The organism is Pseudomonas sp. (assembly GCF_033723075.1).
GTDB lineage: Bacteria > Pseudomonadota > Gammaproteobacteria > Pseudomonadales > Pseudomonadaceae > Aquipseudomonas.
On record NZ_JAWVXU010000003.1, the window covers coordinates 326,012 to 349,216 of the forward strand.

The window sequence follows — 23,205 nt, forward strand, 5'->3', positions numbered from 1 at the left end:
CTCGCCGAATTTACTGTGCATGCGTACCCCATTGATCCTCGAACAGCAGTTCGTGCAGCGGCCGCGGCTCGGCCCAGCCCTGCTGGACCAGCATCGGCGCCTCATAGAACTCCGTCACCGGCCCCAGGCAGAGCACCGCCAACGGCTTGCTGCCGGGCGGCATGCCCAGCAACTCGGCCAATGCCTGCGGCTCGAACAGCGACACCCAGCCCATGCCCAGGCCTTCGGCGCGGGCGGCCAGCCAGAGGTTCTGGATCGCGCAGGCCATGGAAGCCAGGTCCATCTCCGGCAGGGTGCGCCGGCCGAACACATGGGCCTCGCGGCCGTCCATCAGGGCCACCACCAGCAGTTCGGCGCAGTCACGAATACCCTCGACCTTGAGCCGCATGAATTCGCCGGAGCGCTCGCCCAAAGCCTTGGCGGTACGCAGCCGCTCCTCGTCCACCAGGCCATGGATCGCCTCGCGCAACGCCGGGCGGCCGATGCGGATAAAGCGCCAGGGTTGCATCAGGCCGACGCTGGGCGCCTGGTGCGCCGCCTCGAGCAGACGCGCGAGCAACTCCGGGGCGACCCGCCCACCAGCAAAGTGACGCATGTCGCGGCGTTCGGCGATTGCGCGATAGACCGCCGCGCGCTCCTCCGGACTGAAGGCGTGCGGGTTCATTGGCGCGGGTCCGGGCGAAACAGCGCCGCAGCCGCCAGCGGATCGGACGGCAGATAGAAGTGGATATAGGACGCCGTCAGCCGCCCCTGCCGATAGACCGCCTCGGCGGTGCGCTTGTAGTTCGGGCACTCGCCGCGGGTGAGTGGCGCAAGCGCGCTGGTCAACGCGGAGTAATGGAAACTGTGACCACGCAGCCGGCCCTCGGGCAAATCGGCGTGCTGCAGGGCCATGGCCGTCATGCGTGGCTGCAGGGTCGCCTCGCCCGCCAGCAAGCCGAGCATGCGGCCACTGGCGCCCTGCTTGTCGGTCAGCCTGTCGAACAGATAGAGCATGCCGCCGCACTCGGCATGGATCGGCTTGCCGGCGGCGTGATGGTCGCGAATCGCCTGGGCCATGGCCTGATTGGCCTCGAGCCGCGCCAGGTGCAGCTCGGGGTAACCACCGGGCAGGTAGAGGCTGTCGACCTCGGGCAGCGCCTGATCTGCCAGCGGCGAGAAGAAACACAACTCGGCGCCCAGCTCGCCCAGCAGGTCCAGATTGGCCTGGTAGAGAAAGGCGAAGGCGCTGTCACGGGCCACGCCGATGCGCATGCCGGCGAGCAAGGCCGGGATATCACGTGGCGCGGCTGCGGCGAACTCGACCGGCGGCGGCAAGGCCACATCGGCGCTGGCGGCCAGGGCATCGGCGGCGGCATCCAGACGGGCATCCAGATCGGCCAACTCCGCGGCCTGCACCAGCCCCAGATGGCGACTCGGCAAGCCCATTTCGGCGCTGCGCGGCAAGGCGCCGTACCAGCGGATCGATTCGGGCAAGGCATCGCGCAGAATTTCGCCATGCCGGCTACTGCCGACCCGGTTGCCGAGCACCCCGGAAAACGGCAAGTCCGGCTGGAAGGTCGCCAGGCCATGGGCCAAGGCGGCGAAGGTCTGGGCCATGGCCGAAGCATCGATCACCGCCAATACCGGCACGCCGAAGCGCCGGGCCAGGTCGGCCGCCGAAGGGGTGCCGTCGAACAGGCCCATCACCCCTTCGATCAGGATCAAGTCGGCATCGCCCGCCGCTTCCCACAACAGCCGGCGGCTCTCGGCCTCGCCGACCATCCACAGGTCGAGCTGATACACCGGCGCGCTGCTGGCGCGGGCGAGGATCATCGGGTCGAGAAAATCCGGCCCGCATTTGAACACCCGCACCCGCTTGCCCTGACGGCTATGCAAGCGCGCCAGGGCGGCGGTGACCGTGGTCTTGCCCTGCCCCGAGGCGGGTGCGGCGATCAGCAGCGCCGGGCAGTGACGGGGGCCGTTCATGCTGGCACCCCGCGACCCGCGGATGACACCTGGGCGTAGCCCGGATGCAATCCGGGGATGGCGTGCCGACGCATGTCCCGGATTGCATCCGGGCTATGGACTCTGCATGGCCTGAGCGATGCCATCAGAACTCCACCCCTTTCTGCGCCTTGACCCCGGCCTTGAACGCATGCTTGACCAGGCTCATCTCGGTGACGGTGTCCGCCGCCTCGACCAGCCCCGGCAAGGCGCCACGGCCGGTCACCACCACGTGTTGCAGCAGCGGCCGGGCCTCGATGTCGGCGAGCACCGCCTGCAGCTCCAGGTAGCCATATTTCAGGGCGATATTCAGCTCGTCGAGCACCACCAGGCCAATGGCCGGGTCGCTCAGCAGCTGCGCGGCGACCCGCCAGGCTTCGTGGGCCTTGTCGATATCGCGCTGGCGGTCCTGGGTTTCCCAGGTGAAGCCTTCGCCCATCACGTGGTAGCTGACCTCGTCGGGGAAGCGGCGGAAGAAGCTTTCCTCGCCGGTGCTGGCCGCGCCCTTGATGAACTGCACCACGCCAACCTTCATCCCATGCCCCAGGGTGCGGGCGACCATGCCGAAGGCGCTGCTGCTCTTGCCCTTGCCATTGCCGCTGTGCACCAGCAGCAGGCCGTACTCGTCCTGGGCCTGGGCGATCTTCTCGTCGATCGACGCCTTCTTGCGCGCCATGCGCGCCTTGTGCCGGGCGTCGCGTTCTGCCGACTCGCTCATCGCCCGCACTCCCGCGGCCATGACGGCCTGCTAGAGGAACGGCGGCACGACACGGCGGCTGTCATGGGGGGAAGTGGTTTGCTCATCTCGATCTAGCTCCGTCGCGCTCACCCGTGCGACCCAGGCGGGAAAAGGCAGACGGAGAGCGCGGACGCATGAACTGCAGGAACGGCGCAGCCCACACGCCAGACAACGCCCTCCGCGATGCCGTGGACTGCAGCAGGCCGGTCTCCGGGCTTACGAGCGGCGAACTGAAGATTCAGAACGCGACCAAAACGCACCTTCCCATGCGAGGAGCACAGTGGTTGAAAAGCGCTGGTTTCACTCGTCTACCGTTGCGGGGGCAGCGTCGGAATTGTTGGCGTGAACACGCACATCGCACCGACTTCCCTGTTTCACCCCTCGGACGCACAGCGCTGGGGGCACCTGTTGCAAGGCGCGCAGATTAGAGGCTTGCTGCTGGAGCGTCAAACAGAGGATGCGCCGCGCGCGCCTGCGGCCCATTGGCTTATTGCCCCTATTGGCCGCCATATGAACCGCCCCGGGATCCCCGCAGGCCCACAGGCGGCCCCGCCTAATCCCGAATCACCGACATGAGTCCGCGTCCGGCGAAAGCGGGTCTAAGCTTCTATCTCGTGCCCCCCCACAGGAGAACATCCCATGAAATACCGAGGCAGCTGCCACTGCGGTCGGGTGGCCTTCGAGGTGGACGGCCAGCTCGACGGCGCGATGGCGTGCAATTGCTCGATCTGCCAGCGCAAGGGCTCGCTGCTGTGGTTCGTCCCGCGCGACCAGCTGACCCTGCTCACGCCGGAAAGCCAGATGGCCACCTACACCTTCAACAAGCACGTGATCCAGCACCATTTCTGCCCGACCTGCGGCATCCACCCCTTCGGCGAAGGCAGAGACCCCAAGGGCAACCGCATGGCGGCGATCAATGTCCGCTGCCTGGAAGGCATCGACCTGGAGGCCGTGCCCGTCAAGCATTTCGATGGGCGTGCGCTCTAGGTGAACGATGCGGCCGTTGTAAGACGAATGCCAGCCCAGTAGCCCGGCTTTCATCCGGGCTGCGGACGCGCGGTGATCCGCACTGGAAAAATGAACAGCCAGGCAACAAGGGCCTGACTGCCGATCTGCGGGACCGACCGCTCCGCATTGCGAACGCGGCGCTCTCCCCGCCGAGCTATCGGCCCGATATACGCCTAAATCTAGTCCGCTCCCGCTAGCTCAACAATGAGGGCCGAGGCTCAGCGCTTGCGGCACAGGCTCAGGCCGTCGCCCAGCGGCAGCAGCGACAGGTCGAGGCGCTGATCGTCTTTCAGGGCCAGGTTGAGGGCCTGAATGGCGCGGGTGTCGGCGCTGTCCGGGTGCTGCTCCAGCACCCGACCGCTCCACAGGGTGTTGTCGAACAGAATCAGGCCGCCCTGGCGCACCAGCCGCAGGGCATGCTCCAGATAGGCCGGGTAGTTGGCCTTGTCGGCGTCGATGAAGACCAGGTCGAAGCTGCCCGCCTGTCCTGCGCGCTCGAGCGCGGCCAGGGTATCCAGGGCTGGCGCCAGGCGTTGCTCGATACGCCCGGCGAGGCCGGCTTCGCGCCAGTAACGCTCGGCGGTTGCGTTGTAGTCGCCGGGGATATCGCAGCAGATCATCCGCCCCTCCTCAGGCATCGCCTGGGCCATGCACAGGGCGCTATAGCCGGTGAAGGTTCCGACCTCGAGAATCCGCCTGGCGCCGGTCAATTGCACCAGCAGCGCCATGAACTGGCCCTGCTCGGGGGCGATCTGCCACTGGGCGCTGGCCAGTTGCGCCGTCTCATCGCGCAGACGCTTGAGCAGCGGCGTCTCGCGCAGGGAGACGTCGAGCAGGTATTGGTAGAGGCTGTCGTCGAGGGTGAGGGTGCGGTTGGTCATGGGGCTCTCCATGGGTTAGCGCAGATCCGCTCGTCAGGGATTGCGCGCCAGCTCGGGGCTGAAAACGCGCCGGGCATCCAGATAGGTGCGCTGCCAGTATCTGTTGCTGAGGCTGTCCAGGCGCACGGTGCCGCCACTGGAGGGGGCATGCACGAAGCGCCCGTCGCCGACGTAGATGCCGGCGTGGCTGACCTGGCTGCCACCGCTGGTGGCAAAAAACACCAGGTCACCGCTTTGCAGCGCCTTACGGCCAACGGCTGGCGCACGCATGCCGATCAGCTCACGGGTCGTACGCGGCAGGCTGACGCCGGCCGCATCACGGTAGACGTAGCCGATCAGGCCGCTGCAGTCGAAACCGCCCGCTGGGGTATTGCCGCCGTAGCGATAAGGCGTACCGACCAGCCCCAGGGCGCGAAACAACACGTCTTCTGCACCACTGTGAAAGCTGGCGGCGGGCACATGGATGATTGGCCGTGGAGCAGGAGTACGACCAGCGCAGCCAGTCAGCAGCGCGGCGAGCAGGAGCAGGGCAACAGGGGTCGTAACGTTCATCAGCGAAGCGATCCAGAGCCTGAATGCGCTCTACTCTGCCTACTCAGGCCATACAGCGCAACCTTTGTGGCTACGCCGGGTTCGCTGCGCCGGGTGTTCTGTGGCTGCACCGGGTGTTCGCTGCGCCGCGCAATCAGGGATGGCGAGCGAGCTGATCGGTCGACGCCAGGGCCAGGGCCCGTTTGGCCTCGATAAAGGTGCGATTCCAATAGCGGTCTTCCAGGCTATCGACCCGCACACCACCGCTACGGCTGCTGGAGGAATGGATGAACTGATCGTCACCCAAATAGATCCCGGCGTGGCTGACACGGCCACCACCGTTGGTGCTGAAGAACAGCAGGTCGCCCGGCTCCAGCGCTTCGCGCTCGACCAGGGGTGCGTCGATCTTGATCATTTCACGGGTCGAGCGTGGCAGTTGCATGCCCAGCTCTTCCTTGAACAGGTAGCCGATAAAGCCGCTGCAATCGAATCCAGACTTCACCGTGCTGCCGCCGTAGCGGTAACGGGTACCAACCAGCGACAGGCCATGGGACAGGATGCTGTCGGCCAACTGGGGAAGCTCGTAGGGTTCATCGTCAGCGAAATCGAGGACTGCTTCGGCTTCCGCCTCGTCAAGAAAAACCGCATGTTCAGCTGTCTTGGCCTTCGCCACTGCAGTGGTCGCCGGCGTTTGCGGCGTATGACTGGCACAAGCGGCCAGAACCAGAGTGAGTGCGAGAGGCACAAGAGGTGCGAAGTTTCTGAACATGGGCACAACGTGTCGTAGTTTCACAAGGGCGCGACTATGCCTTCCATGCGCCTCATTTGCAAATTCTATGGCTCTTGATGTGACTCAGTAGCTCAGGCAAAACATCTAAGCGCAAGCTTCAGCTGTCATGCCGCAAGAAAGCAACATGCCATTGAATTGCCAGTAGCTTTACGCTCTAATCCGTCCGGATCGTCGGATCGATTTTTTTCGCTCAAGGGAATGAGAATCTTCAGCCGTTTCTGCTGCCGCTTTTTTTGATTTCCTGCCTGCGTGAAAAGCCAATTCCCTCGAGACCCTCATCGAGTCGACAAGGAGTTTTCCCCATGCGCATGCTCAAAAAAACCGGCGCCATCGCTCTGGGTGCCTGCATTGGTCTTTCCGCAGGTTGCGCCAACATGGCGCAGAACGAGTGGATGAATAAAGAGAACATCGGCACTCTTGCCGGTGTCGCCGCGGGCGTGCTGATCGGCAGCCAGGTCGGCGGTGGCAGCGGCCGCACCGCTGCCATGATGGTAGGCGCCCTGGCGGGTGGCATGCTCGGCAAATCCATCGGTGCCAAGCTGGACGAACGTGATCGCCAGGCCCTGGCCCTGCAAACCCAGCAGGTGCTGAACAACAGCCTCGATGGCCAGGCCAGCACCTGGACCTCCAGCCACAGCGGCGCCAGCGCACAAATCACCCCGGTCAGCACCGAGACTCGCTCGCGCTCTGTCGCGGTAAAGCGCACCGCGCAGGTCCAGCCGGTGCCCAACATGCAACTGCTGAACAGGCCCTACCGCGCGTTGAAATCCGCCAACGTGCGCAGCGCGCCGAGCACCAGCGCCGAAAAAGTCGGCGGCCTGGCCAGCGGCAGCACCTTCACCGCCATCGGCCGTACCGACAACGACTGGATCATGGTCGGACGTCAGGGTATCAGCATCGGTTATGTCTACGCCCCGCTGGTCGCCGCCGTCAGCAGCCGAACCACGGCTAGCACCGCTCAGCCTGTCGCGCCCGCTACTGACCTGGATGCTCTAGATGTTGCCAGCGCCAAGGAGCAAGGCTTCGACCTGGACAGCCTGAGCCTGGTGGAAGAACAAGTCACCGCCCAGACCACTTGCCGCACGGTGAATTACAACATGACCAGCAAGGGCACCAACGACCAGCAAACCGTTCAAGCCTGCCAGGCCGCCGATGGTGCGTGGGAACTGATCTGACCGGGAAATCAACATGAATAACTTTGCAGCCCTCAGCCTCATGGCGCTGAGCGTGGTCGCTCAGGCGGCCGATAACAGCCACAGGCTGGCGTATTCGAAGGCAGAGAATGTCGAGGTATTCGTCGACCATGCCAGCGGCCAGCCCTGGTGCAGCAGCGCCCTGAACATGCGCTTTGCCTTTGCCGGCGCTGCCAACCAGAACACCCTCGAGCGCCTGCTGCCAAAACTGGGTGGGCTGCTCACCACCCAATGCCCACAAGCTGAAAGCCTGAGCTGGCAGAGCCTAGACCAGAACGGCCAGCAGCAGGCCCAAGGCACCGCCACCAAGAGCGGCGCCTGGATCGCCCAGGTGACGCAAAGCGCCCCTGCCAGTGCCGCGCCTCCAGCGCTGGCAAGCAACGCACCGCCCCCAGCACCCGCCGCCACTGCGCCAGTCAGCGTAGCGGCCGATCCCGCACCACAGCCTGCTGCAGCGCCCGTCAGCGTCGCCGCCGCAGCGCCAACTGCGGAGCCAATTGTCGCGCCATTAGTCGAGCCACCGGCAGCCGCCGTTATTGCGCCAGCGATTCTGACCAATGACTTCAGCGTGGCCGACTGGAAGCCGCCCCTGGAGAGCGATGTGCTCGCCCAGGCCAGCTTCCTGAACATCATCCCGGATCAGAGCGGCTGCCGTTTCCGCACCAGCTACAAACCGGAGGGCGACAGCCAGTTCATCCAGGCCGAATCCACCGGCACCAGCTGTGGCCCGGACGGTTTTGCCAGCGGTACTGGACAACTGCTGCTCAAGCGTAGCGACGGCGTCGAACTCAAGCGGATCAAGGCCAGCTTCCATCGTGGCCTGCCAATCACCGACGGCACTCTCGACCTACCGGTGGTCGGCTTCGACGAAGAACAGAACATGCTGCTGTGGCTGAGCAGCGACCCGGTCAGCCGCGTGCACTACCTGCTGCGTGCCAAGCACAACCGCTACACCGGTGCCTGGCACCTGGAACAGCCACTGCTACTGGTCTTGACCGAAAACGTCGAGCTATTCCGCCAGGCCGACAGCATCCGCACCAGCCTGTTCGCCCCGCTTGCCCAGCTCAACAAGCAGCGGCCCAAGGAAAACTGGATCAGCGCCATCGCCATGCGCGACCTGACCAAGGGACTGCTCAAGGGTGACCGCGACGCCTGGCTGTACGAGGTCGGATTACAGCGCAACTACCGCAGCAAACTCTGGGACTTCGACCCCAACCGCGCCAACAACCATCTCTTCGCATTTGAACGCAAGCAGGCAGCGATCGCCAGCCGCGAAGCCGAGCAGAAGGCCCGCGAACAACAACGCCTGCGCGAGCAGGTAGCCTACCAGGCAGAAGAGCAACTACGCCTGTTCCAGGCCATGCAGGAGCAGAGCCGCAACCCGCGCAAGCTGATGGAAAGCCTGATCGATGATGTCGGCCAGGGCTCTGGTTATCGCGCCCTGATGCGCGGCGAAACGCGCGACATCCGCCAGGTCGCGCATATCGACGGCAGCCAGGATGGCGCCTGGACTCTGGACTACCCCTATGAAGCCCGGCTCACGATCGACGACGCCGAGCAGGAGCCGGAAAAAGGCTGGTACCTGATCCAGGGCAAGGTCAGCCTGGATACGCACCAGCGCGACGGCCAGGATCTGCCGCTGACGCAAATCGCGGCCAATTCGTTGCTGGCCTGCACAGACCCGGGCTGCGCCGATCTGCGTGACCCACTCAAGCTCACGCGCCAGCGCCTGAACAACCCCGAGTGGACGCCCGAAGAAGCCAAGAACCAAGTCCGTGCCGCCTGGCCGGATCGTTATCCCCAGGCTCAGGTACAGGAGTGAGCAGCATGCAACAGCAACTGAAATTCATCGTTCCCGGGGCAGCACTGGTGCTGCTGCTCGGCGGCTATTTCGGCCTCAGCCAAGTTGCCGCGAACAGCGCCGAAAGCCGGATCGAAGACTGGCTCTACGACAACGAACTGGACGGTCAGGTGAGCTGGCAGTCGGTGTCCTCCAGCCCGTTTGGCGGCACTGTGCTGCTCAAGGGCGTCGAAGTCATGGGCTCCGAGGGCGCACTCAAAGGTCTGGACCTGAGTATCCAGCGCCTGCAGATCAGCGACCTTGCCAATGACCGTGAGTACAAGAGCCTGAGCCTCGACATCCAGGGCATCAGCTTCCCGAGCAGCGAAAAGGGCCTGGGCCAACAGCTCAACGCGGAAGTCTTCGGCAACCTGCTGCTCGACAGTGGCCGCAGCGAACTGCAACCCTTCGACCTGAAACTGCAGGGGCGTTACGACAATGATGAGCAACAGGCCAGCTACAGCCTGTCGCTGACGCTGCCGGAATTGCTGGAGATCGAAAGCAGCCAGACCATCGACAAGGTGCGTGACCTCGACAGCGTGTTCAGCGGCGCCGTCGCCCAGGCATCCAGGCACAGTTCTGCGCTGGCCCGCTCTGGCATCAGCAACCACCTGGAGGGCGACCTCGACACCGCGCTCAAACGTCTGCTCAGCGTCGAGCTGGGCGACAGCGCCTTCAGCCTGCGTGACCTCGGCTACTTCAAGCGCAGCAACGCGCTGCACCAGCGTTATGCACTGAGCCTCGACCCAACCAGCCAGGATGACGCCGAAACCCAGCGCCAGGCTGCGTTTGAACGCCAGATGCGCAACAAGCAGAAGAGCTGCGAAGAAAACTTGGCGCCGCTCTATCGCGATGCCGAGCAGGCCTGTGCGAGCTGGCTGGCCACCCTCAACGGCCAGAGCGACGGGATCCGTCTGAGCAGTTCGCCGGAGGAGCGTGTGCGCGTGTCCGACTTGCTCAATGCGGCGCAGCGCCCGGACCGGGCCGAGCGCTTGCTGACGCGTCTCAACCTGCGGATCGAGAGCCTCTAAACCCAAGCCCTCTGTGCTTCGTGCAGAGGGTCTTTGCACTGCAGACAAACCCGCTCGACTCACGAGAGAAACAGCATGTCTTATGACTATGGCTCCCAGACTCTGGGAATTCGCAACCCGTTCCGTTTCGAAGGCAGCCTGATTGCAACTCGCGGCGCCCTGGTCGCACTCGGCGGGTTTTATGGCCTGTTCCAGGTCGCCGGCCTGGTGAACCGTGGCCGCGACCTCGAGGGCTGGATCTGCGCGGGCCTCGGCCTGCTGCTGGTTATCTGGGGCTTGACCGCATTAGGCCAAGGCCTGCTCAAGGTATTCCGCTTCTACGTCGGCCGCAGTGTGCCGGCCAGCCTGGCGCCAAACCAGGCCGACAGCGGCAATCGCGATCACAATGCCTATCGCAGCGAAGAACTGCGCGACATGCTGATGGCACGCAAGAACACCACCTTCAAAGAACCGCAGAGCCTGTTCTCCCGCCTGATTCACAGCCTGCTGCCACGCCTGCTGTTCATGCCCCCGGTGTATCGAGCACTGGCGGAAAACCTGCTGTTCAGCCTCAGCATCTCGCTGTTCATGCTGCTCGCCTTCGGCCTCGTCTGGTTCGCCAACGCCACCGGACTGGCGCACCTGGACAACACGCCGGTAATGGCCTGGCTGGGGCTGCTGCTGACCCTCTACCTGCTCAAGCTGTGGCTGGGCATGCGTGATCCATTCCGTCACTTCAGCCGCGGCGCCATGGACATCAGCCTGCTGCGGATCGGCCTGACCCTGGCCCTAGCGATCCTCCTACCGGTCGCGCTGGCATATGCCCACCGCCATGTGCAGGCCATCCCGCGCCTGCCCATCAACACCCTGCCTCATCTGCTGACCCTGCTACTGCTCGGCGCAATCACCACCGGACTGGGCCTGTATCTGCTGGCGCAACGTCTCAAGCTGGCCGAGCCGAGCACCGAGGTATCCGAACACCGCAACAACTGGCAGAAGAACCTGATGCCGCGCGAACTGTTCATCCACTTGGAGTCGCACATCCTGGCCAACCGCCGCCATCAGGAAATCCCCAACCGGATCTATCAGAAATTCGAACCCACGCTATGCCAGGAAGGCGGTAGCGAAAAAGGTACCTTCGGCGGCCGCACCCTGGTGGAAACCCAACCGATTCTCAGCGAAATAGCCTATGGCAATGGCTTCCGCACCGTACGCGTAGTCACCAGCGTGCTTGGCCAAGCGTTGCTGGCAATAGGCGCCCTGAGCCTGATCGGCCTAAGCGCCGACCTGGCGCGCGTGGCGCAACAGCCCGCGCTGTTGAGCGGCCTGATCATGCCGGGCCTGCTGCTGATCTTCGGCAGGGTACTAAGCCGCATGGGCAATGCCTTCTGGGCCGAGATGCAATTCCGTTCCCTGCTCCTCGAGTTGAGCGTCGAAGGCACCTACACCGAGTCGAAACTCTCCACCGGCACCGGCATCTATGACAGCACCCGTTCGGAGAACACCGTGGTGCGTTCGACCATCACGCCCTGGTTCCTGGTCAGCGACCTGCTCACCAGCACCTTCGCCATCACCGGCAACATGAACCTCGAACAGGAACGCTGCATTCTCTCGCTGGACAAGGCCGACGAAGCCCTGGACGCGGTGCTCGGTGAACTGGAGGAATTCTTCGCCAGCCGCCAGACCATCGCCGGCATCAACGAGGTGGATCTGCAATCGGCCAGCCAGATCTACCAGATGAACGAGCAGACCCGCGCCATACCCGCCCAGCCGGCAACCCTCGCGGTACCAGCCGAACAGGCCGCCGGCTTGATCGCCCGCGCAGAAGAGCAACAAGGCACAGCCACCTGAAGGAGCAACCTACTCCGGCGCCGACCACAGCTGCTGCAGCTGGGTCAGCGCCTGGGCTGCGCCCATCTGCACATGCACATCGACGACATCGCTAAGGTCGCCGCGGGCTGGATTGATCTCGGCGGTGAAGCCACCTGCCTGACGGGTGCGCAGCAGTGGTTCGACGATATAGGGAAAGCTGGCGCTGGTGCCGATACTGATGACCACCGCGAAGCCCTTGCCCACTTCTGTATAGAGGCTGTTGATCGCCCGTTCCGGCAGCATTTCCTCGAACAGCACTACCGGCGGACGCAGGATGCCGCCGCACTGCCGGCACTTGGGCGGGAGCGGCCGGCTCAGGTGCTCGGCCAGCTGCGGGTCGATGGCGCCGCAGGACTGGCAATACAGCGGCGCCAGCTCACCATGGATCTCGATCAGACGCTCGGGCGGGCTGCCGGCGGCGCGATGATAGCCGTCAATATTCTGGGTCAGCACCCAGCACTGGGGTTTCAAACGCTGCAGCTCGGCGATGGCGTAATGCCCGGCATTGGCCTGGGCGCCGAGACAGGCCTTGCCCAGTTCGGCCAGGTACTTCCAGCACAGCGCCGGGTCGCGCTGCAGCATGGGGCCGGAAAGCGCCGTCTCGATCGGCAGGCCTTCGGCGGTCTGGCCGTTGTACAGGCCGCCGATACCGCGGTAGGTCGGCAAGCCGGAGTCAGCGGACAGGCCGGCGCCGGTGATGATCAGGATGCGCTCGGCCGTTTCAATGGCCTGGGCGATACGGGCAATGACCTCGTCCATCTCAAGCTCTCCCGCGTAGGGTGGACGACGCTCTTTTCGTCCACCACCAAATCAACAGGTGGATGGAGAAAGCGTCATCCACCCTACCTGTTCAATGATTGACCGTATACGCCAGCATCATCGACAACTGGCACAGTGGCCGACCGCTCTGCGCGTGCCACTGGTTGAACGCCGCCTGTACCGCAGCGCGGTCTTTCAGGCTGGTCGGCACCTTGTCGATGATCTTCTGCGCCTTGAGTGCGGCAACCATGTCGTCGCTGGGGATGAAAGTGTCCTTGCCGACCATGCGCAGGAAGCGCGGCGCGGACAAGCCGCCCAGCTGGCTGCCATGCTTGGCCAGGTACCTCCACAGGCCAACGATATCGGTCACCGGCCAGTCGGCGATCAGCGCGCCGAAACTGCCCTTCTCCCTGCGCACATCAAGGACGAACTGGGCATTGCGCGGCACGCTCTTGAGCTTGCCCAGATGGCGAATGATGCGCGCATCCTGCATCAGATTCTCCAGGTGTTCGGCGCCCATCAGCACGACTTTTTCCGGATCGAAGCCGAAGAACACCTGCTCGAAAACCGGCCATTTGGCATCGACCAGGCTGTGCTTGAGGCCGGCACGGAAAATGCGCAGGCTGATGGTGGAGAGATAACGATCATCGCCCAGCGCGCGCAACTCGGCATCGCTGCGCGGCTGCGGCAAGCGCGCCTCGAGGGCGGCGGCCGAGCCGAAGCGATTCAGGCAATACTCATGGAGCCATTTGTAGTCGCGCATGGGCTGTCCTTACGGAATCTTTCGCAGATCATTTCGTGCCCACGCTGGAGCGTGGGAGCAACCATCGCGGCCAAGGCCGCTCCCGCAGGAGGCGAGAGTTTGTAGCCCGGATGAAATCCGGGAACTCTCTAAATCGCCCCCGGATTGCATGCGGACTACAGGTCAGGCGATCAGAGGTTCATTACATTGACGAAACGCGATGCGGCGCTTTCGTCAATTTTCAGGTTCTTGAAGTCGAACAGGTTGCGGTCGGCCAGCTGTGAAGGCACGACGTTCTGCAACGCGCGGAACATGATCTCGATGCGCCCCGGCGATTTGCGCTCCCAGTCCTGGAGCATCTCCTTGACCACCTGACGCTGCAGGTTTTCCTGCGAGCCGCAGAGGTTGCACGGAATGATCGGAAACTGCTTGAGCTGGCTGTAGGCCTCGATATCCGCCTCACTGCAGTAGGCCAGCGGGCGGATCACCACATTGCGCCCATCGTCGGCGCGCAGCTTCGGTGGCATGGCCTTGAGCGTGCCGCCGTAGAACATGTTGAGGAAAAAGGTTTCCAGGATGTCGTCGCGATGATGCCCCAGGGCCATCTTGGTCGCGCCGATTTCGTCGGCGAAGGTGTAGAGGGTGCCGCGGCGCAGGCGTGAACACAGCGAACAGGTGGTCTTGCCTTCCGGGATCATCTCCTTGACCACCGAGTAGGTGTCTTTTTCGACGATGTGGTAGGGCACGCCGATGGCTTCCAGGTAGGCCGGCAGCACATGCTCGGGGAAGCCCGGCTGCTTCTGGTCCATGTTGACCGCGACTATCTCGAACTCGATCGGCGCGACCTTCTGCATATGCAGCAGCACATCGAGCATGGTGTAGCTGTCCTTGCCCCCGGACAGGCAAACCATGACCTTGTCGCCGTTCTCGATCATGTTGAAGTCGGCGATGGCTTCGCCGGCCTGACGGCGCAGGCGTTTTTGCAGTTTGTTCTGATTGACCGAGAGGCTACCCATGGTGCGCTGGAATCCGGAGGCTTACTAAAGTGCGGCATTTTACCCAGAAAGCGCGACGCGCCCTACCCCAATCACGCTGAAATGTTAGGGTCTGTTGCCGTTTCATCGCGACCGCGCCGGAGCCTGTTTTAGCGCGAGGCAAGGCACGAGACACGAAGTTTGTTCAGCACATCCATGTGCTTCACCCCTTCGGGGCTGACGCGCAAAAACGCTCCAGGCGTTTTTGTGGTTGTTCCAAATGAGCGTCGAGAAACGCAGCATCGCGCTAAAACAGGCCCGGCCCTGCGGGTTACGCGGAAAATCTCGCCATGCGTTGTTGTAGGACTTGGCAAGGGAACAACCATTACCGGCGCCCTACGCCTAGCCTGGCGAGATTTTTCGCGCAACGCGGCTTGCGCTGAAACGGCAACAGACCCTAGGCTCAGGTGATGAACGACGAACTCGACCCCTCTGCCGATCTGGCAGATCAACTGCACCAGTTGCTGCAGGACGCCCCCGCCGGGATTGGCGAATACCAGTTGATCCAACAGCTGAAAGATCGCCACTGCACGCACATCCCCCACCTGCCATTGACCGACAAACTGGTGCTGTTTCGCACCCACTTCCTGGTATTCAACGCCCTGTACCGGCTGCGCGAACGCTTATGGGGCGAACAGCTCGGCTTCGTGCAGATCAGCCCGTTGCACATCCAGCTGCTGCCCTACCAGGCCGGCAGCACTGAACTGAGCGAGCACGACCCGTTGCGTGACTATTACCTGGACCTCAGCCAGCTGAGTGACACCGACGAACAGGATGTGGAGGAGCTGCTGGCCAGTTTCTGGAAACGCATGCAAGGCGGCGAGGAAAAACGTGCAGCCCTGGAACTGTTCGAGCTGAATGACAGCCAGCAAGTGCTCAATATCGGGCTTATCAAGCATCGCTACAGGCAGCTGGTCAGCCTGCATCACCCCGATCGGGGCGGCAGCACTACGCGCCTGCAGTCGATCAACAAGGCCATGGAAATTCTGGAACGCTATTACAGCTAACCTTCAGAGACCAATTTGCTCTAAGCCCAGCCCCCTCACTCCCTCAAGCCTCTGCCTATACTGCGACATACGGTCGCACAGGTTCGGCCCAGTACCCGGTAGCGCTGTATACGTGCGCCGGGCGCTTCGCTGGGGGGCGACCGCATAACAAGAGGAGGTGTTTGGTATGATCCATCACGTTTGGGGGCTCTTCACCCATCCCGATCAGGAATGGCAGGAAATTCGTGGCGAAGAAGAAAGTATCAGCCACATGTATCTCACCCACGTACTGGTGCTCGCGGCAATTCCAGCGATCTCGGCCTTTATCGGCACCACTCAGGTTGGCTGGTCCATCGGTGATCGGGCACCGGTAATGCTGACCGAAGCCAGCGCGTTACAGATGACCATCATGACCTACCTGGCGATGCTCGCCGGTGTTGCGGTGATGGGCGCCTTCATTCACTGGATGGCACGTACCTACGACGCCAGCCCCAACCTGACCCAGTGCATCGTGTTTGCCGCCTACACGGCAACGCCCTTGTTCGTCGGTGGCCTGGCGGCACTCTATCCGCACATGTGGCTGGCCATGGTGGTGGGAACACTGGCCATCTGTTACACCGTCTACCTGCTCTACGTGGGCATACCGACCTTCATGAACATCCCCGAGGATGAGGGCTTCATGTTCTCCAGTTCGGTACTGGCGGTCGGCTTGGTGGTACTGGTGGCGATGATCGCCTGCTCGGTGATTCTCTGGGGGCTTGGAGTAGGCCCGGTCTATACCAGCTAAAACATGACTGTGACGATTGGACGAAACCACCTTGCGGTGGTTTCGTCGTTTTGGGGCTGCCGTACTGGTGCGGCTTAGGCATAATCGCGCCGTCACCTTCAGGTTGCGCCCATGCCCGAACACATCCACGCCCGTGTCGAGTCCTGTTACCAGCAGGCCGAGGCCTTTTTCAAACAGCGCTTCGTCCGCGCCGAGGTGAGTTTCAAGCTGCGTGGACAAAAGGCCGGAGTGGCTCACCTGACCGAGAACAAGCTGCGCTTCAACCCGCAGCTGTACCGGGAAAACCGCGAAGACTTCCTCCGCCAGACGGTGGCCCACGAAGTGGCGCACCTGATCGCCCATCAGCTGTTCGGCCTGACGATTCAGCCTCACGGCGAGGAATGGCAACTGATCATGCGCGGCGTCTATGAGCTGCCACCAAACCGCTGCCACAGCTACGACGTCAAGCGCCGTAAGGTCAGCCGCTTCATCTACCGCTGCAGCTGCAGCTGCCCCCAGGGCGACTTCCCCTTCTCCGCCCAACGTCACGCCCTGGTCGGCAAAGGCCGACGCTACTTCTGCCGACGCTGCAAGGTGACCCTGAGCTTTACCGGCGAACAGCGGGTGGAGTGAGCGGCGCACTCCCCGGCGAAATCGATCAGGATCGGCCACGCAGGTAGTTTTTCAACAGCCTGCTACAGGCCATTTGCAGCAACAGTCGCTCAGACCCGGCCAGGGCAAATTCGCTCGCCTGCGCCCCGCGCTCCGGCGCAGCCCCAGGCTTACAGATGATTTACACCTGTAAAGAATCTCGCTTTACAGGTGCATTACGCTACCGCGCGAAAGCGTTTTTACGACTCTTATAAAATTCTTAATAAACAATAACTTAAACAAACAAAACAGCATTGGCACGCAAGCTGCTCCAGGGTTATCGAAAGAGGGGAAACAGCCCTCTCGACAAATAACAATGAGCGCCGGCCACACCTGACCCCACAAGCAGTGTGCCGGCAATAGCCTGGAGCACTGCCATGCATGATTCTCCCAGCCCCGACACCGGCCTCTCGCGCCGGCGTTTCATGTCCCTTTCCGGCCAGTCCCTGCTCGCCCTCGGCGTCACGGCCGTCGCCGCGCAACTGATCCCGGTCACCCTGCTCGCCGACGAGGCGCTGCCCGCCCTGCCCCAGGGCCTGCTGCGCATGGGCCGCGACATCTACCCGCATGATCGCCTGAACGACCTGCACTACGCCAAGCCACTGGCCGAACTGGTGGCCAAGCAGCCCGAGCTGATCGCCGACGGCCTGCGCGAACTGCAAACCAGCGCCGAGCGGCGTCACGGCCAGCCCTTCGAAGGTCTCAGCACGGAAAACGACCGGGTCGCCCTGCTGCGCGAAATCGAAACCGGGCCGTTCTTTCGCGCCGTGCGCAACGCCCTGATGTTCGGCCTCTACGACAACCCGGCGCTGTTCCCACTGTTCGGCTACGAAGGCTCCTCGGTGGAGAAAGGCGGCTACCTGGCGCGCGGTTACAACGACCTCGACTGGCTCTGACCCACACCTGACCAATCGCAGCTCATCCAATTCCAACAATGAGGGGGAACACCCCATGGCAGCGAAATTCGCACAAGACGACGGCGACGTCGTGGTCATCATCGGCTCCGGTGCCGGTGGCGGCACCCTGGCCCATGCCCTGGCCAAGCAGGGCATCCGCAGCGTGGTGCTGGAAGCCGGCAAACGCTTCGAGCTGAATGATATCGAGAACGACGAATGGGCCATGTTCAACAAGATTTCCTGGCTCGACAAGCGCATCGCCACCGGCGGCTGGGACGTGGCACAGAACCATCCCAACCTGCCGGCCTGGATCGTCAAGGCGGTCGGCGGCAGCACCGTGCACTGGGCCGGCGTGGCCCTGCGCTTTCGCGACTTCGAGTTCCGCATGCGCACGGAAAACGGCGAGATCAAGGGGGCCAACCTGCTCGACTGGCCGCTCAGCTACGAGGAACTGGAACCCTGGTACGTCAAGGCCGAGCGGCACATGGGCGTGACCGGCCCCACCACCGGCATGCCGTACCACCAGTGGCACAACTCGTTCAAGGTGCTGGCCGAGGGCGCCAAACGGGTCGGCTACAAGGAAATCCAGTCCGGCCCCATGGCGATCAACACCCAGGCCTACGACGGCCGGCCGGGCTGCATGCAGATCGGCTTCTGCATGCAGGGCTGCCGCATCGGAGCCAAGTGGTCGACCCTCTACACCGACATCCCGCGCGCCGAGGCCACCGGCAACTGCGAGGTACGCCCGCAGTCCATGGTCCTGCGCATCGAGCACGACGCCCGCGGCAAGGTCAATGCGGTGGTCTACGCCGACGCCCAGGGTCGCCAGCAGCGGCAGAAGGCGCGCGTGGTGTGCGTAGCCGGCAACTCCATCGAGTCGCCACGGCTGCTGCTCAACTCCGAGTCGTCGACCTTCAAGGACGGTCTGGCCAACTCCTCAGGCCAAGTCGGGCGCAATTACATGACCCACACCACCGCCGGCATCTACGCCACCCTGCCCAAACCGGTGCACATGTACCGCGGCACCACCTGCGCCGGGGTGATCTCCGACGAGTCGTACAACAACACCTCCCGCGGCTTTATCGGTGGCTACCGCCTGGAGGTGCTGTCGCTCGGCCTGCCGTTCATGTCCGCCTTCCTCGACCCGACGCCCCAGGGCTGGGGTCGCGGTTTCGCCTCGAAGATGGAGCGCTACGACCACATGTCCGGGGTCTGGCTGTGCGGCGAGGACCTGCCCATGGAGGGCAACCGCATCACCCTGCACGCCAGCGAGAAGGACCAGTACGGCCTGCCGGTACCGGTGGTGAACAAGGACGACCATGCCTTCGACATCGCCATGCGCGAGCACGGCGTCGAACAGACCCGCAAATGCTACGAGGCGGTCGGCGCCACCGAAGTGATTCGCCTGCCGTCCTACCCGGCCAGCCACAACATGGGCACCAACCGCATGAGCGCCAAGGCCGCCGACGGGGTGGTCAACAAGTGGGGACAGAGCCACGACATTCCCAACCTGTTCGTCTCCGATGGCAGCCAGTTCACCACCAGCGGCGGCCAGAACCCGACCCTGACCATCGTCGCCCTGGCCCTGCGCCAGGCCGAATACATCGGCACGCAGCTCAGCCAGCGCGCCCTCTGATAGAAACAATGGAGCCCAGCACATGACCGTACCAAGCAACGCGCAGCGACTCTGGATGTTCGAGCAGATGCTCGTCAGCCGCTACCTGGAGGAGTCCATCGAGCGCATCTACATGGAAGGCAAGACCCCGGTATTCAACATGGCCAACGGGCCGATTCCCGGCGAAATGCACCTGTCCAACGGCCAGGAGCCCTGCGCCGTCGGCGTCTGCGCGCACCTGCATGCCGAGGACATCGTCACCGCCACCCATCGCCCGCACCACATCGCCGTGGCCAAGGGCGTGCATCTCAACGAGATGGTTGCCGAAATTTTCGGCAAGAAGGCCGGCCTGTCCGGCGGCCGCGGCGGCCATATGCACCTGTTCGATGCCCGGGTGAATTTCTCCTGCTCGGGGATCATCGCCGAAGGCATGGGCCCGGCCGTGGGCGCGGCGCTGTCGCGCCAGTTGCAGGGCAAGCCCGGCGTGGCGGTGGCCTTTATCGGTGAGGGCGCGGCCAACCAGGGTGCCTTCCACGAGACGCTGAACCTCGCCGCCCTGTGGAAGCTGCCGGTGGTGTTCGTCATCGAGGACAACGCCTGGGGCATCTCGGTGGCCAAGCAGGCGTCCACCGCGATCGAGCGCAACTACCTGCGCGCGGCGGCCTACGGCATGCCCGGGGTGTTCGTCCCCGGCAACGACGCCGACGCCATCTTCGCCGCTGCGGCTGATGCCATCGAGCGCGCCCGCGCCGGTGGCGGACCGAGCCTGATCGAGATCGAGACCTCCCGCCTGGCCGGCCACTTCATGGGCGACGGCGAGCAGTACCGCCCCGCCGGCGAGAAGGAAGCGCTGCAGGCCAAAGACCCGATTCCCGCCTACCGCCAGCGCCTGCTCGAACTGGGCGTGCTGGACGAGCGCGCTGCCGAGGAGATCGCCGCCCGCGCCCGCGGACGGGTCGACGAGGCCGTGCTGTTCGCCCGCGAAAGCCCCTACCCGGCCCCCGAAGAAGCGCTCGAATGTGTCTTCGTCTGAGCCCCATCGAATTGTCAGGAGTTCCAACATGAGCAGTCCAGTCAAACAACGCAAACTCACCGTCGCCCGCGCCATGGCCGAGGCGGTGGCCCAGGAAATGCGCCTCGATCCCCGCGTGTTCGTGATGGGCGAGGACATCGGCCCGCTCGGCGGGGTATTCGGCAACACCCGCGGCCTGCATGAAGAGTTCGGCAGCGCGCGGGTACGCGACACACCGATCTCCGAGACCGCCTTTATCGGCGCGGCGGTGGGCGCGGCCTCCGATGGCATGCGCCCGATCGTCGAGCTAATGTTCGTCGACTTCTTCGGCGTGTGCATGGATGCCATCTACAACCTGATGGCGAAGAACACCTACTTCTCCGGCGGCAAGGTCAGGGTGCCGATGGTGCTGATGGCCTCCACCGGTGCCGGCTATTCCGATGCTGGCCAGCACTCGCAATGCCTGTACGCCACCTTCGCCCACCTGCCGGGGATGAAAGTGGTGGTGCCGAGCAACGCCTATGACGCCAAGGGTCTGATGACCGCGGCGATCCGCGACGACAACCCGGTGATTTTCCTGTTCCACAAGGCCCTGCAGGGTATGGGCTGGCTGGGCACCGAGAAAGGCGCAACGGTGGCCGTGCCGGAGGAGCCCTACTGCCTGGAAATCGGCAAGGCCAAGACCGTGCGCGAGGGCACGGATGTGTCCATCGTCAGCCTCGGCGTCGGCGTGCACCACGCCCTGCGCGCAGCCCAGCAACTGGAACAGGACGGCGTCAGCGCCGAGGTCATCGACCTGCGCAGCCTGGTGCCGCTAGACCGCGCCCACGTGATCGCCTCGGTGCGCAAGACCGGCCGGCTGATCGTGGTCGACGAGGACTATCACAGCTTCGGCGTCAGCGGCGAGATCATCGCCAGCGTGGTCGAGCACGACCTCGGCATGCTCAAGGCCAGCCCGCAGCGGGTGGCCTTCCCGGATATCCCGATTCCCTTCACCCCGGTCATGGAGCAATGGGCCCTGCCCAATGCCGAGAAGATTGTCGCCGCTTACCAACAGATGCACGAGGAACAAAACCGATGAGTACTCCCATCCTGATTGCAGACGACCTCTGGGACGGCGACGCAGAGGCGGTGATCACCGCCTGGTTGGTCAGCGACGGCGCCGAGGTCGGCCAGGGCGACCTGGTCGCCGAGATCATGTCCGAGAAGGCCCAGTTCGAGATCGAGGCACCCTGCGCCGGAGTGCTGAAGATTCTCGAGGAAGAAGATGCGGTGATCGCCAAGGGTGCGACCATCGGCCTGGTGGAGTAGCCCATGACTGCCATGACACAAGCAGCGGATTGCCTGCCGGGTACGACTAGAGTGCCGCTCAAGGGCATGCGCAAGATGATCGCGGCGAAGATGCACGAGAGCCTGCAGAGCGCCGCCCAGCTCACCCACCACGCCGAGTGCGAACTGACCGCGCTGCAGGCCCGTCGCGCGCGCTTGAAGGCGGCCGGCAGTGCGGTGTCTTTGCAGGATCTGTTGCTGCACCAGATCGTTCAGACCCTGGGCGCGCACCCGAGCCTCAACGCCACCCTGCAGGACAACCAGATCACCCGCTACCACGCGGTGCACCTGGGCCTGGCCATCCCGCTGGCCGGCGACCTGCTGGTGGCGCCGGCACTGTTCGACGCCGACCAGCTGGATGCCGAGCAGCTTGCCGGCGCACGCCACGCCCTGGTGGCCAAGGCCCAGGCCGGCAAGCTGTCGGTCAGGGAACTGACCGGTGCGACCATAACGGTTTCCAACCTGGGCCTGTCGCGGGTACGCTTCTTCACCCCTATCCTCAATGTGCCGCAGGTGGCGATCATCGGCATCGGCGGCAGCCAGCGGCGCCTGCAGCGCGAGGCCGACGGCACGCTGGTGGAACGGGACTTTATCGGCCTGTCGCTGACCTTCGATCACCGCGCGGTGAACGGCGCGCCGGCGGCTGACTTTCTCGATGACCTGTGCAGGCGACTGGAACATCACGAGGTGACATGACAAGCATACAGCGACTGCCGGTCGAAGCCGGCCTGGATGCGGAGCGGCAGTTGCTGGACCGGGTGCATGCCGGCGTCTTCGACTGCGGGCTGCTGTTCTGGCGGCCGCTGGATGCGGCGCTGGTGATGCCGCGCCGGCTCAATCGCCTGAGCGGCTTCGCGGCCGCCCAGGCGGCCTGCGTGGCGCAAGGCTGGCCGGTGGCCCTGCGCGACACCGGCGGCGAGCCGGTGCCGCAGTCGCCGGCGGTGCTCAACCTGGCCCTGGCCTATGCCGTGCCGGCGAGCGACGACGAACAGAAACGCATCGAAACCGCCTACCTGCGCCTGTGCGAACCGTTGCGCGCCTGGCTGCGCGGCCTGGGCCTGGACCCCGGCCTGGGCGAAGTGGACGGTGCCTTCTGTGACGGCCGCTACAACGTCACCCTGGAGCAACGCAAACTGGCCGGCACCGCGCAACGCTGGAGGCGGCGGCCGAGCGACGGCCGTCACATATGCTTGGCCCACGCCGCGGTGCTGCTGGAGAACCAGCGCCAGTCGATGGTCGAGGTGGTCAATAGCTTTTATGCAGGCTGCGATCTGCCGAGCCGTTGCCGGGTCGCCAGCCATGTGGCGCTGGACGAGTTGCTCGAGGATGTCTGGCCGGCTACCGATGGCCTGGCAGACTGCTACCGGCAGCAGCTTCAGACGGCAGGATTGGTGCTGTCACTGTAGAAGGCCCCGGCCGCGTTCCGTAGGGTGCGCCGTGTGTTCAGCCGGGAGACATAGGTAACAGGTGTCGGGAGACATAGGTAACGCATTTAGGCTTACGGAATCTTTCGAATGAAGGGAGTTCGAGCGATGCCGTGGCAGGAGTGCACCACCATGTCGATA

The 23,205-nt window shown here is 64.0% G+C and carries 24 protein-coding genes and 1 riboswitch; of the genes, 15 read left to right on the forward strand and 9 right to left on the reverse strand.

The genetic code is table 11. The features are described from left to right. Positions 1-10: 10 nt before the first annotated feature. The 3 genes from bluB to cobO form a co-directional block, all read right to left on the reverse strand. Entirely contained in the window at positions 11-664 is a 654-nt protein-coding gene (gene bluB, locus R3355_RS05815; protein WP_318960438.1) for a 5,6-dimethylbenzimidazole synthase, read from the reverse strand. Then, positions 661-1,968, reverse strand: a complete 1,308-nt coding sequence (locus R3355_RS05820) for a cobyrinate a,c-diamide synthase (protein ID WP_318960439.1) — start codon at positions 1,966-1,968, stop codon at positions 661-663. The genes bluB and R3355_RS05820 overlap by 4 nt, the downstream gene beginning before the upstream one ends. A 124-nt stretch (positions 1,969-2,092) precedes the next feature. Continuing rightward, a complete protein-coding gene (cobO, locus tag R3355_RS05825) occupies positions 2,093-2,704 on the reverse strand; it encodes a cob(I)yrinic acid a,c-diamide adenosyltransferase (protein WP_318960440.1) in 612 nt (203 codons plus the stop codon). 204 nt (positions 2,705-2,908) lie between these two features. Further along, a riboswitch (cobalamin riboswitch) is annotated at positions 2,909-3,149 on the reverse strand. A gap of 215 nt (positions 3,150-3,364) precedes the next feature. On the opposite strand from cobO, the gene R3355_RS05830 reads away from it, so the two are divergent. Beyond that, positions 3,365-3,712: a GFA family protein gene (locus tag R3355_RS05830; RefSeq protein WP_318960441.1), complete on the forward strand. Its 348-nt coding sequence runs from the start codon at positions 3,365-3,367 to the stop codon at positions 3,710-3,712. Positions 3,713-3,951: 239 nt separating this feature from the next. On the opposite strand, the gene R3355_RS05835 is transcribed toward R3355_RS05830, so the two are convergent. The 3 genes from R3355_RS05835 to R3355_RS05845 form a co-directional block, all read right to left on the reverse strand. Then, positions 3,952-4,614, reverse strand: coding sequence for an O-methyltransferase (locus R3355_RS05835; RefSeq protein ID WP_318960442.1), 663 nt, complete (start codon positions 4,612-4,614; stop codon positions 3,952-3,954). Positions 4,615-4,647: 33 nt separating this feature from the next. Then, positions 4,648-5,166, reverse strand: a complete 519-nt coding sequence (locus R3355_RS05840) for a C40 family peptidase (RefSeq protein ID WP_318947496.1) — start codon at positions 5,164-5,166, stop codon at positions 4,648-4,650. A gap of 133 nt (positions 5,167-5,299) precedes the next feature. After that, positions 5,300-5,914, reverse strand: a complete 615-nt coding sequence (locus tag R3355_RS05845; protein ID WP_318960443.1) for a C40 family peptidase — start codon at positions 5,912-5,914, stop codon at positions 5,300-5,302. 323 nt (positions 5,915-6,237) lie between these two features. On the opposite strand from R3355_RS05845, the gene R3355_RS05850 reads away from it, so the two are divergent. The 4 genes from R3355_RS05850 (at position 6,238) to R3355_RS05865 (ending at position 11,829) form a co-directional block, all read left to right on the forward strand. After that, positions 6,238-7,110, forward strand: coding sequence for an SH3 domain-containing protein (locus R3355_RS05850; RefSeq protein ID WP_318960444.1), 873 nt, complete (start codon positions 6,238-6,240; stop codon positions 7,108-7,110). A gap of 13 nt (positions 7,111-7,123) precedes the next feature. Then, positions 7,124-8,950, forward strand: a complete 1,827-nt coding sequence (locus tag R3355_RS05855; protein ID WP_318960445.1) for a hypothetical protein — start codon at positions 7,124-7,126, stop codon at positions 8,948-8,950. A gap of 5 nt (positions 8,951-8,955) precedes the next feature. Further along, positions 8,956-9,999, forward strand: a complete 1,044-nt coding sequence (locus tag R3355_RS05860; protein WP_318960446.1) for a hypothetical protein — start codon at positions 8,956-8,958, stop codon at positions 9,997-9,999. A 75-nt stretch (positions 10,000-10,074) separates the two neighbouring features. After that, a complete protein-coding gene (locus tag R3355_RS05865; RefSeq protein WP_318960447.1) occupies positions 10,075-11,829 on the forward strand; it encodes a hypothetical protein in 1,755 nt (584 codons plus the stop codon). 9 nt (positions 11,830-11,838) lie between these two features. Here R3355_RS05865 and R3355_RS05870 read toward each other — a convergent pair whose 3' ends face one another. The 3 genes from R3355_RS05870 to ttcA form a co-directional block, all read right to left on the reverse strand. After that, positions 11,839-12,609 (reverse strand): NAD-dependent deacylase, encoded by a 771-nt coding sequence (locus R3355_RS05870; protein ID WP_318960448.1) that lies wholly within the window; start codon positions 12,607-12,609, stop codon positions 11,839-11,841. Positions 12,610-12,700: 91 nt separating this feature from the next. Further along, complete coding sequence (locus R3355_RS05875; protein ID WP_318947493.1) at positions 12,701-13,372, reverse strand: DNA-3-methyladenine glycosylase I; 672 nt, start codon at positions 13,370-13,372, stop codon at positions 12,701-12,703. A 170-nt stretch (positions 13,373-13,542) separates the two neighbouring features. Further along, positions 13,543-14,367 (reverse strand): tRNA 2-thiocytidine(32) synthetase TtcA, encoded by an 825-nt coding sequence (ttcA, locus tag R3355_RS05880; protein ID WP_318960449.1) that lies wholly within the window; start codon positions 14,365-14,367, stop codon positions 13,543-13,545. Positions 14,368-14,795: 428 nt separating this feature from the next. On the opposite strand from ttcA, the gene R3355_RS05885 reads away from it, so the two are divergent. The 10 genes from R3355_RS05885 (at position 14,796) to R3355_RS05930 (ending at position 23,046) form a co-directional block, all read left to right on the forward strand. Next, a complete protein-coding gene (locus tag R3355_RS05885; RefSeq protein ID WP_318960450.1) occupies positions 14,796-15,392 on the forward strand; it encodes a DNA-J related domain-containing protein in 597 nt (198 codons plus the stop codon). Positions 15,393-15,558: 166 nt separating this feature from the next. Beyond that, entirely contained in the window at positions 15,559-16,158 is a 600-nt protein-coding gene (locus R3355_RS05890) for a Yip1 family protein (RefSeq protein ID WP_318947490.1), read from the forward strand. 111 nt (positions 16,159-16,269) lie between these two features. Continuing rightward, positions 16,270-16,770 (forward strand): SprT family zinc-dependent metalloprotease, encoded by a 501-nt coding sequence (locus R3355_RS05895; RefSeq protein ID WP_318960451.1) that lies wholly within the window; start codon positions 16,270-16,272, stop codon positions 16,768-16,770. A gap of 395 nt (positions 16,771-17,165) precedes the next feature. Next, entirely contained in the window at positions 17,166-17,684 is a 519-nt protein-coding gene (locus R3355_RS05900; RefSeq protein ID WP_318960452.1) for a transcriptional initiation protein Tat, read from the forward strand. Positions 17,685-17,739: 55 nt separating this feature from the next. Beyond that, positions 17,740-19,320: a GMC family oxidoreductase gene (locus R3355_RS05905; RefSeq protein WP_318960453.1), complete on the forward strand. Its 1,581-nt coding sequence runs from the start codon at positions 17,740-17,742 to the stop codon at positions 19,318-19,320. A gap of 22 nt (positions 19,321-19,342) precedes the next feature. Then, on the forward strand, positions 19,343-20,332 hold the full coding sequence (locus R3355_RS05910) for a thiamine pyrophosphate-dependent dehydrogenase E1 component subunit alpha (RefSeq protein WP_318960454.1): 990 nt from the start codon (positions 19,343-19,345) through the stop codon (positions 20,330-20,332). A 28-nt stretch (positions 20,333-20,360) separates the two neighbouring features. Next, complete coding sequence (locus R3355_RS05915; RefSeq protein WP_318960455.1) at positions 20,361-21,392, forward strand: alpha-ketoacid dehydrogenase subunit beta; 1,032 nt, start codon at positions 20,361-20,363, stop codon at positions 21,390-21,392. Beyond that, positions 21,389-21,622, forward strand: coding sequence for a lipoyl domain-containing protein (locus R3355_RS05920; protein ID WP_318947484.1), 234 nt, complete (start codon positions 21,389-21,391; stop codon positions 21,620-21,622). The genes R3355_RS05915 and R3355_RS05920 overlap by 4 nt, the downstream gene beginning before the upstream one ends. Positions 21,623-21,634: 12 nt before the next feature. Beyond that, complete coding sequence (locus R3355_RS05925) at positions 21,635-22,336, forward strand: 2-oxo acid dehydrogenase subunit E2 (RefSeq protein ID WP_318960463.1); 702 nt, start codon at positions 21,635-21,637, stop codon at positions 22,334-22,336. After that, positions 22,333-23,046 carry a lipoyl protein ligase domain-containing protein gene (locus tag R3355_RS05930; RefSeq protein WP_318960456.1) on the forward strand — a complete coding sequence of 238 codons (714 nt, stop codon included), beginning with the start codon at positions 22,333-22,335 and terminating at the stop codon, positions 23,044-23,046. The genes R3355_RS05925 and R3355_RS05930 overlap by 4 nt, the downstream gene beginning before the upstream one ends. Positions 23,047-23,205 lie beyond the last annotated feature (159 nt).

Excerpts from the sequence above, each read along its gene's own strand:
- ttcA (WP_318960449.1), bottom strand. The coding sequence starts at position 14,367 with ATGGGTAGCCTCTCGGTCAATCAGAACAAACTGCAAAAACGCCTGCGC.
- R3355_RS05820 (WP_318960439.1), bottom strand. The coding sequence starts at position 1,968 with ATGAACGGCCCCCGTCACTGCCCGGCGCTGCTGATCGCCGCACCCGCC.
- R3355_RS05895 (WP_318960451.1), top strand. The coding sequence starts at position 16,270 with ATGCCCGAACACATCCACGCCCGTGTCGAGTCCTGTTACCAGCAGGCC.
- R3355_RS05930 (WP_318960456.1), top strand. The coding sequence starts at position 22,333 with ATGACAAGCATACAGCGACTGCCGGTCGAAGCCGGCCTGGATGCGGAG.
- R3355_RS05875 (WP_318947493.1), bottom strand. The coding sequence starts at position 13,372 with ATGCGCGACTACAAATGGCTCCATGAGTATTGCCTGAATCGCTTCGGC.
- R3355_RS05830 (WP_318960441.1), top strand. The coding sequence starts at position 3,365 with ATGAAATACCGAGGCAGCTGCCACTGCGGTCGGGTGGCCTTCGAGGTG.
- R3355_RS05865 (WP_318960447.1), top strand. The coding sequence starts at position 10,075 with ATGTCTTATGACTATGGCTCCCAGACTCTGGGAATTCGCAACCCGTTC.
- cobO (WP_318960440.1), bottom strand. The coding sequence starts at position 2,704 with ATGAGCGAGTCGGCAGAACGCGACGCCCGGCACAAGGCGCGCATGGCG.
- R3355_RS05925 (WP_318960463.1), top strand. The coding sequence starts at position 21,635 with ATGACACAAGCAGCGGATTGCCTGCCGGGTACGACTAGAGTGCCGCTC.
- R3355_RS05920 (WP_318947484.1), top strand. The coding sequence starts at position 21,389 with ATGAGTACTCCCATCCTGATTGCAGACGACCTCTGGGACGGCGACGCA.
- R3355_RS05905 (WP_318960453.1), top strand. The coding sequence starts at position 17,740 with ATGGCAGCGAAATTCGCACAAGACGACGGCGACGTCGTGGTCATCATC.
- R3355_RS05885 (WP_318960450.1), top strand. The coding sequence starts at position 14,796 with ATGAACGACGAACTCGACCCCTCTGCCGATCTGGCAGATCAACTGCAC.
- R3355_RS05840 (WP_318947496.1), bottom strand. The coding sequence starts at position 5,166 with ATGAACGTTACGACCCCTGTTGCCCTGCTCCTGCTCGCCGCGCTGCTG.
- R3355_RS05845 (WP_318960443.1), bottom strand. The coding sequence starts at position 5,914 with ATGTTCAGAAACTTCGCACCTCTTGTGCCTCTCGCACTCACTCTGGTT.
- R3355_RS05900 (WP_318960452.1), top strand. The coding sequence starts at position 17,166 with ATGCATGATTCTCCCAGCCCCGACACCGGCCTCTCGCGCCGGCGTTTC.
- R3355_RS05855 (WP_318960445.1), top strand. The coding sequence starts at position 7,124 with ATGAATAACTTTGCAGCCCTCAGCCTCATGGCGCTGAGCGTGGTCGCT.
- R3355_RS05890 (WP_318947490.1), top strand. The coding sequence starts at position 15,559 with ATGATCCATCACGTTTGGGGGCTCTTCACCCATCCCGATCAGGAATGG.
- R3355_RS05835 (WP_318960442.1), bottom strand. The coding sequence starts at position 4,614 with ATGACCAACCGCACCCTCACCCTCGACGACAGCCTCTACCAATACCTG.
- R3355_RS05915 (WP_318960455.1), top strand. The coding sequence starts at position 20,361 with ATGAGCAGTCCAGTCAAACAACGCAAACTCACCGTCGCCCGCGCCATG.
- R3355_RS05870 (WP_318960448.1), bottom strand. The coding sequence starts at position 12,609 with ATGGACGAGGTCATTGCCCGTATCGCCCAGGCCATTGAAACGGCCGAG.
- R3355_RS05910 (WP_318960454.1), top strand. The coding sequence starts at position 19,343 with ATGACCGTACCAAGCAACGCGCAGCGACTCTGGATGTTCGAGCAGATG.
- bluB (WP_318960438.1), bottom strand. The coding sequence starts at position 664 with ATGAACCCGCACGCCTTCAGTCCGGAGGAGCGCGCGGCGGTCTATCGC.
- R3355_RS05860 (WP_318960446.1), top strand. The coding sequence starts at position 8,956 with ATGCAACAGCAACTGAAATTCATCGTTCCCGGGGCAGCACTGGTGCTG.
- R3355_RS05850 (WP_318960444.1), top strand. The coding sequence starts at position 6,238 with ATGCGCATGCTCAAAAAAACCGGCGCCATCGCTCTGGGTGCCTGCATT.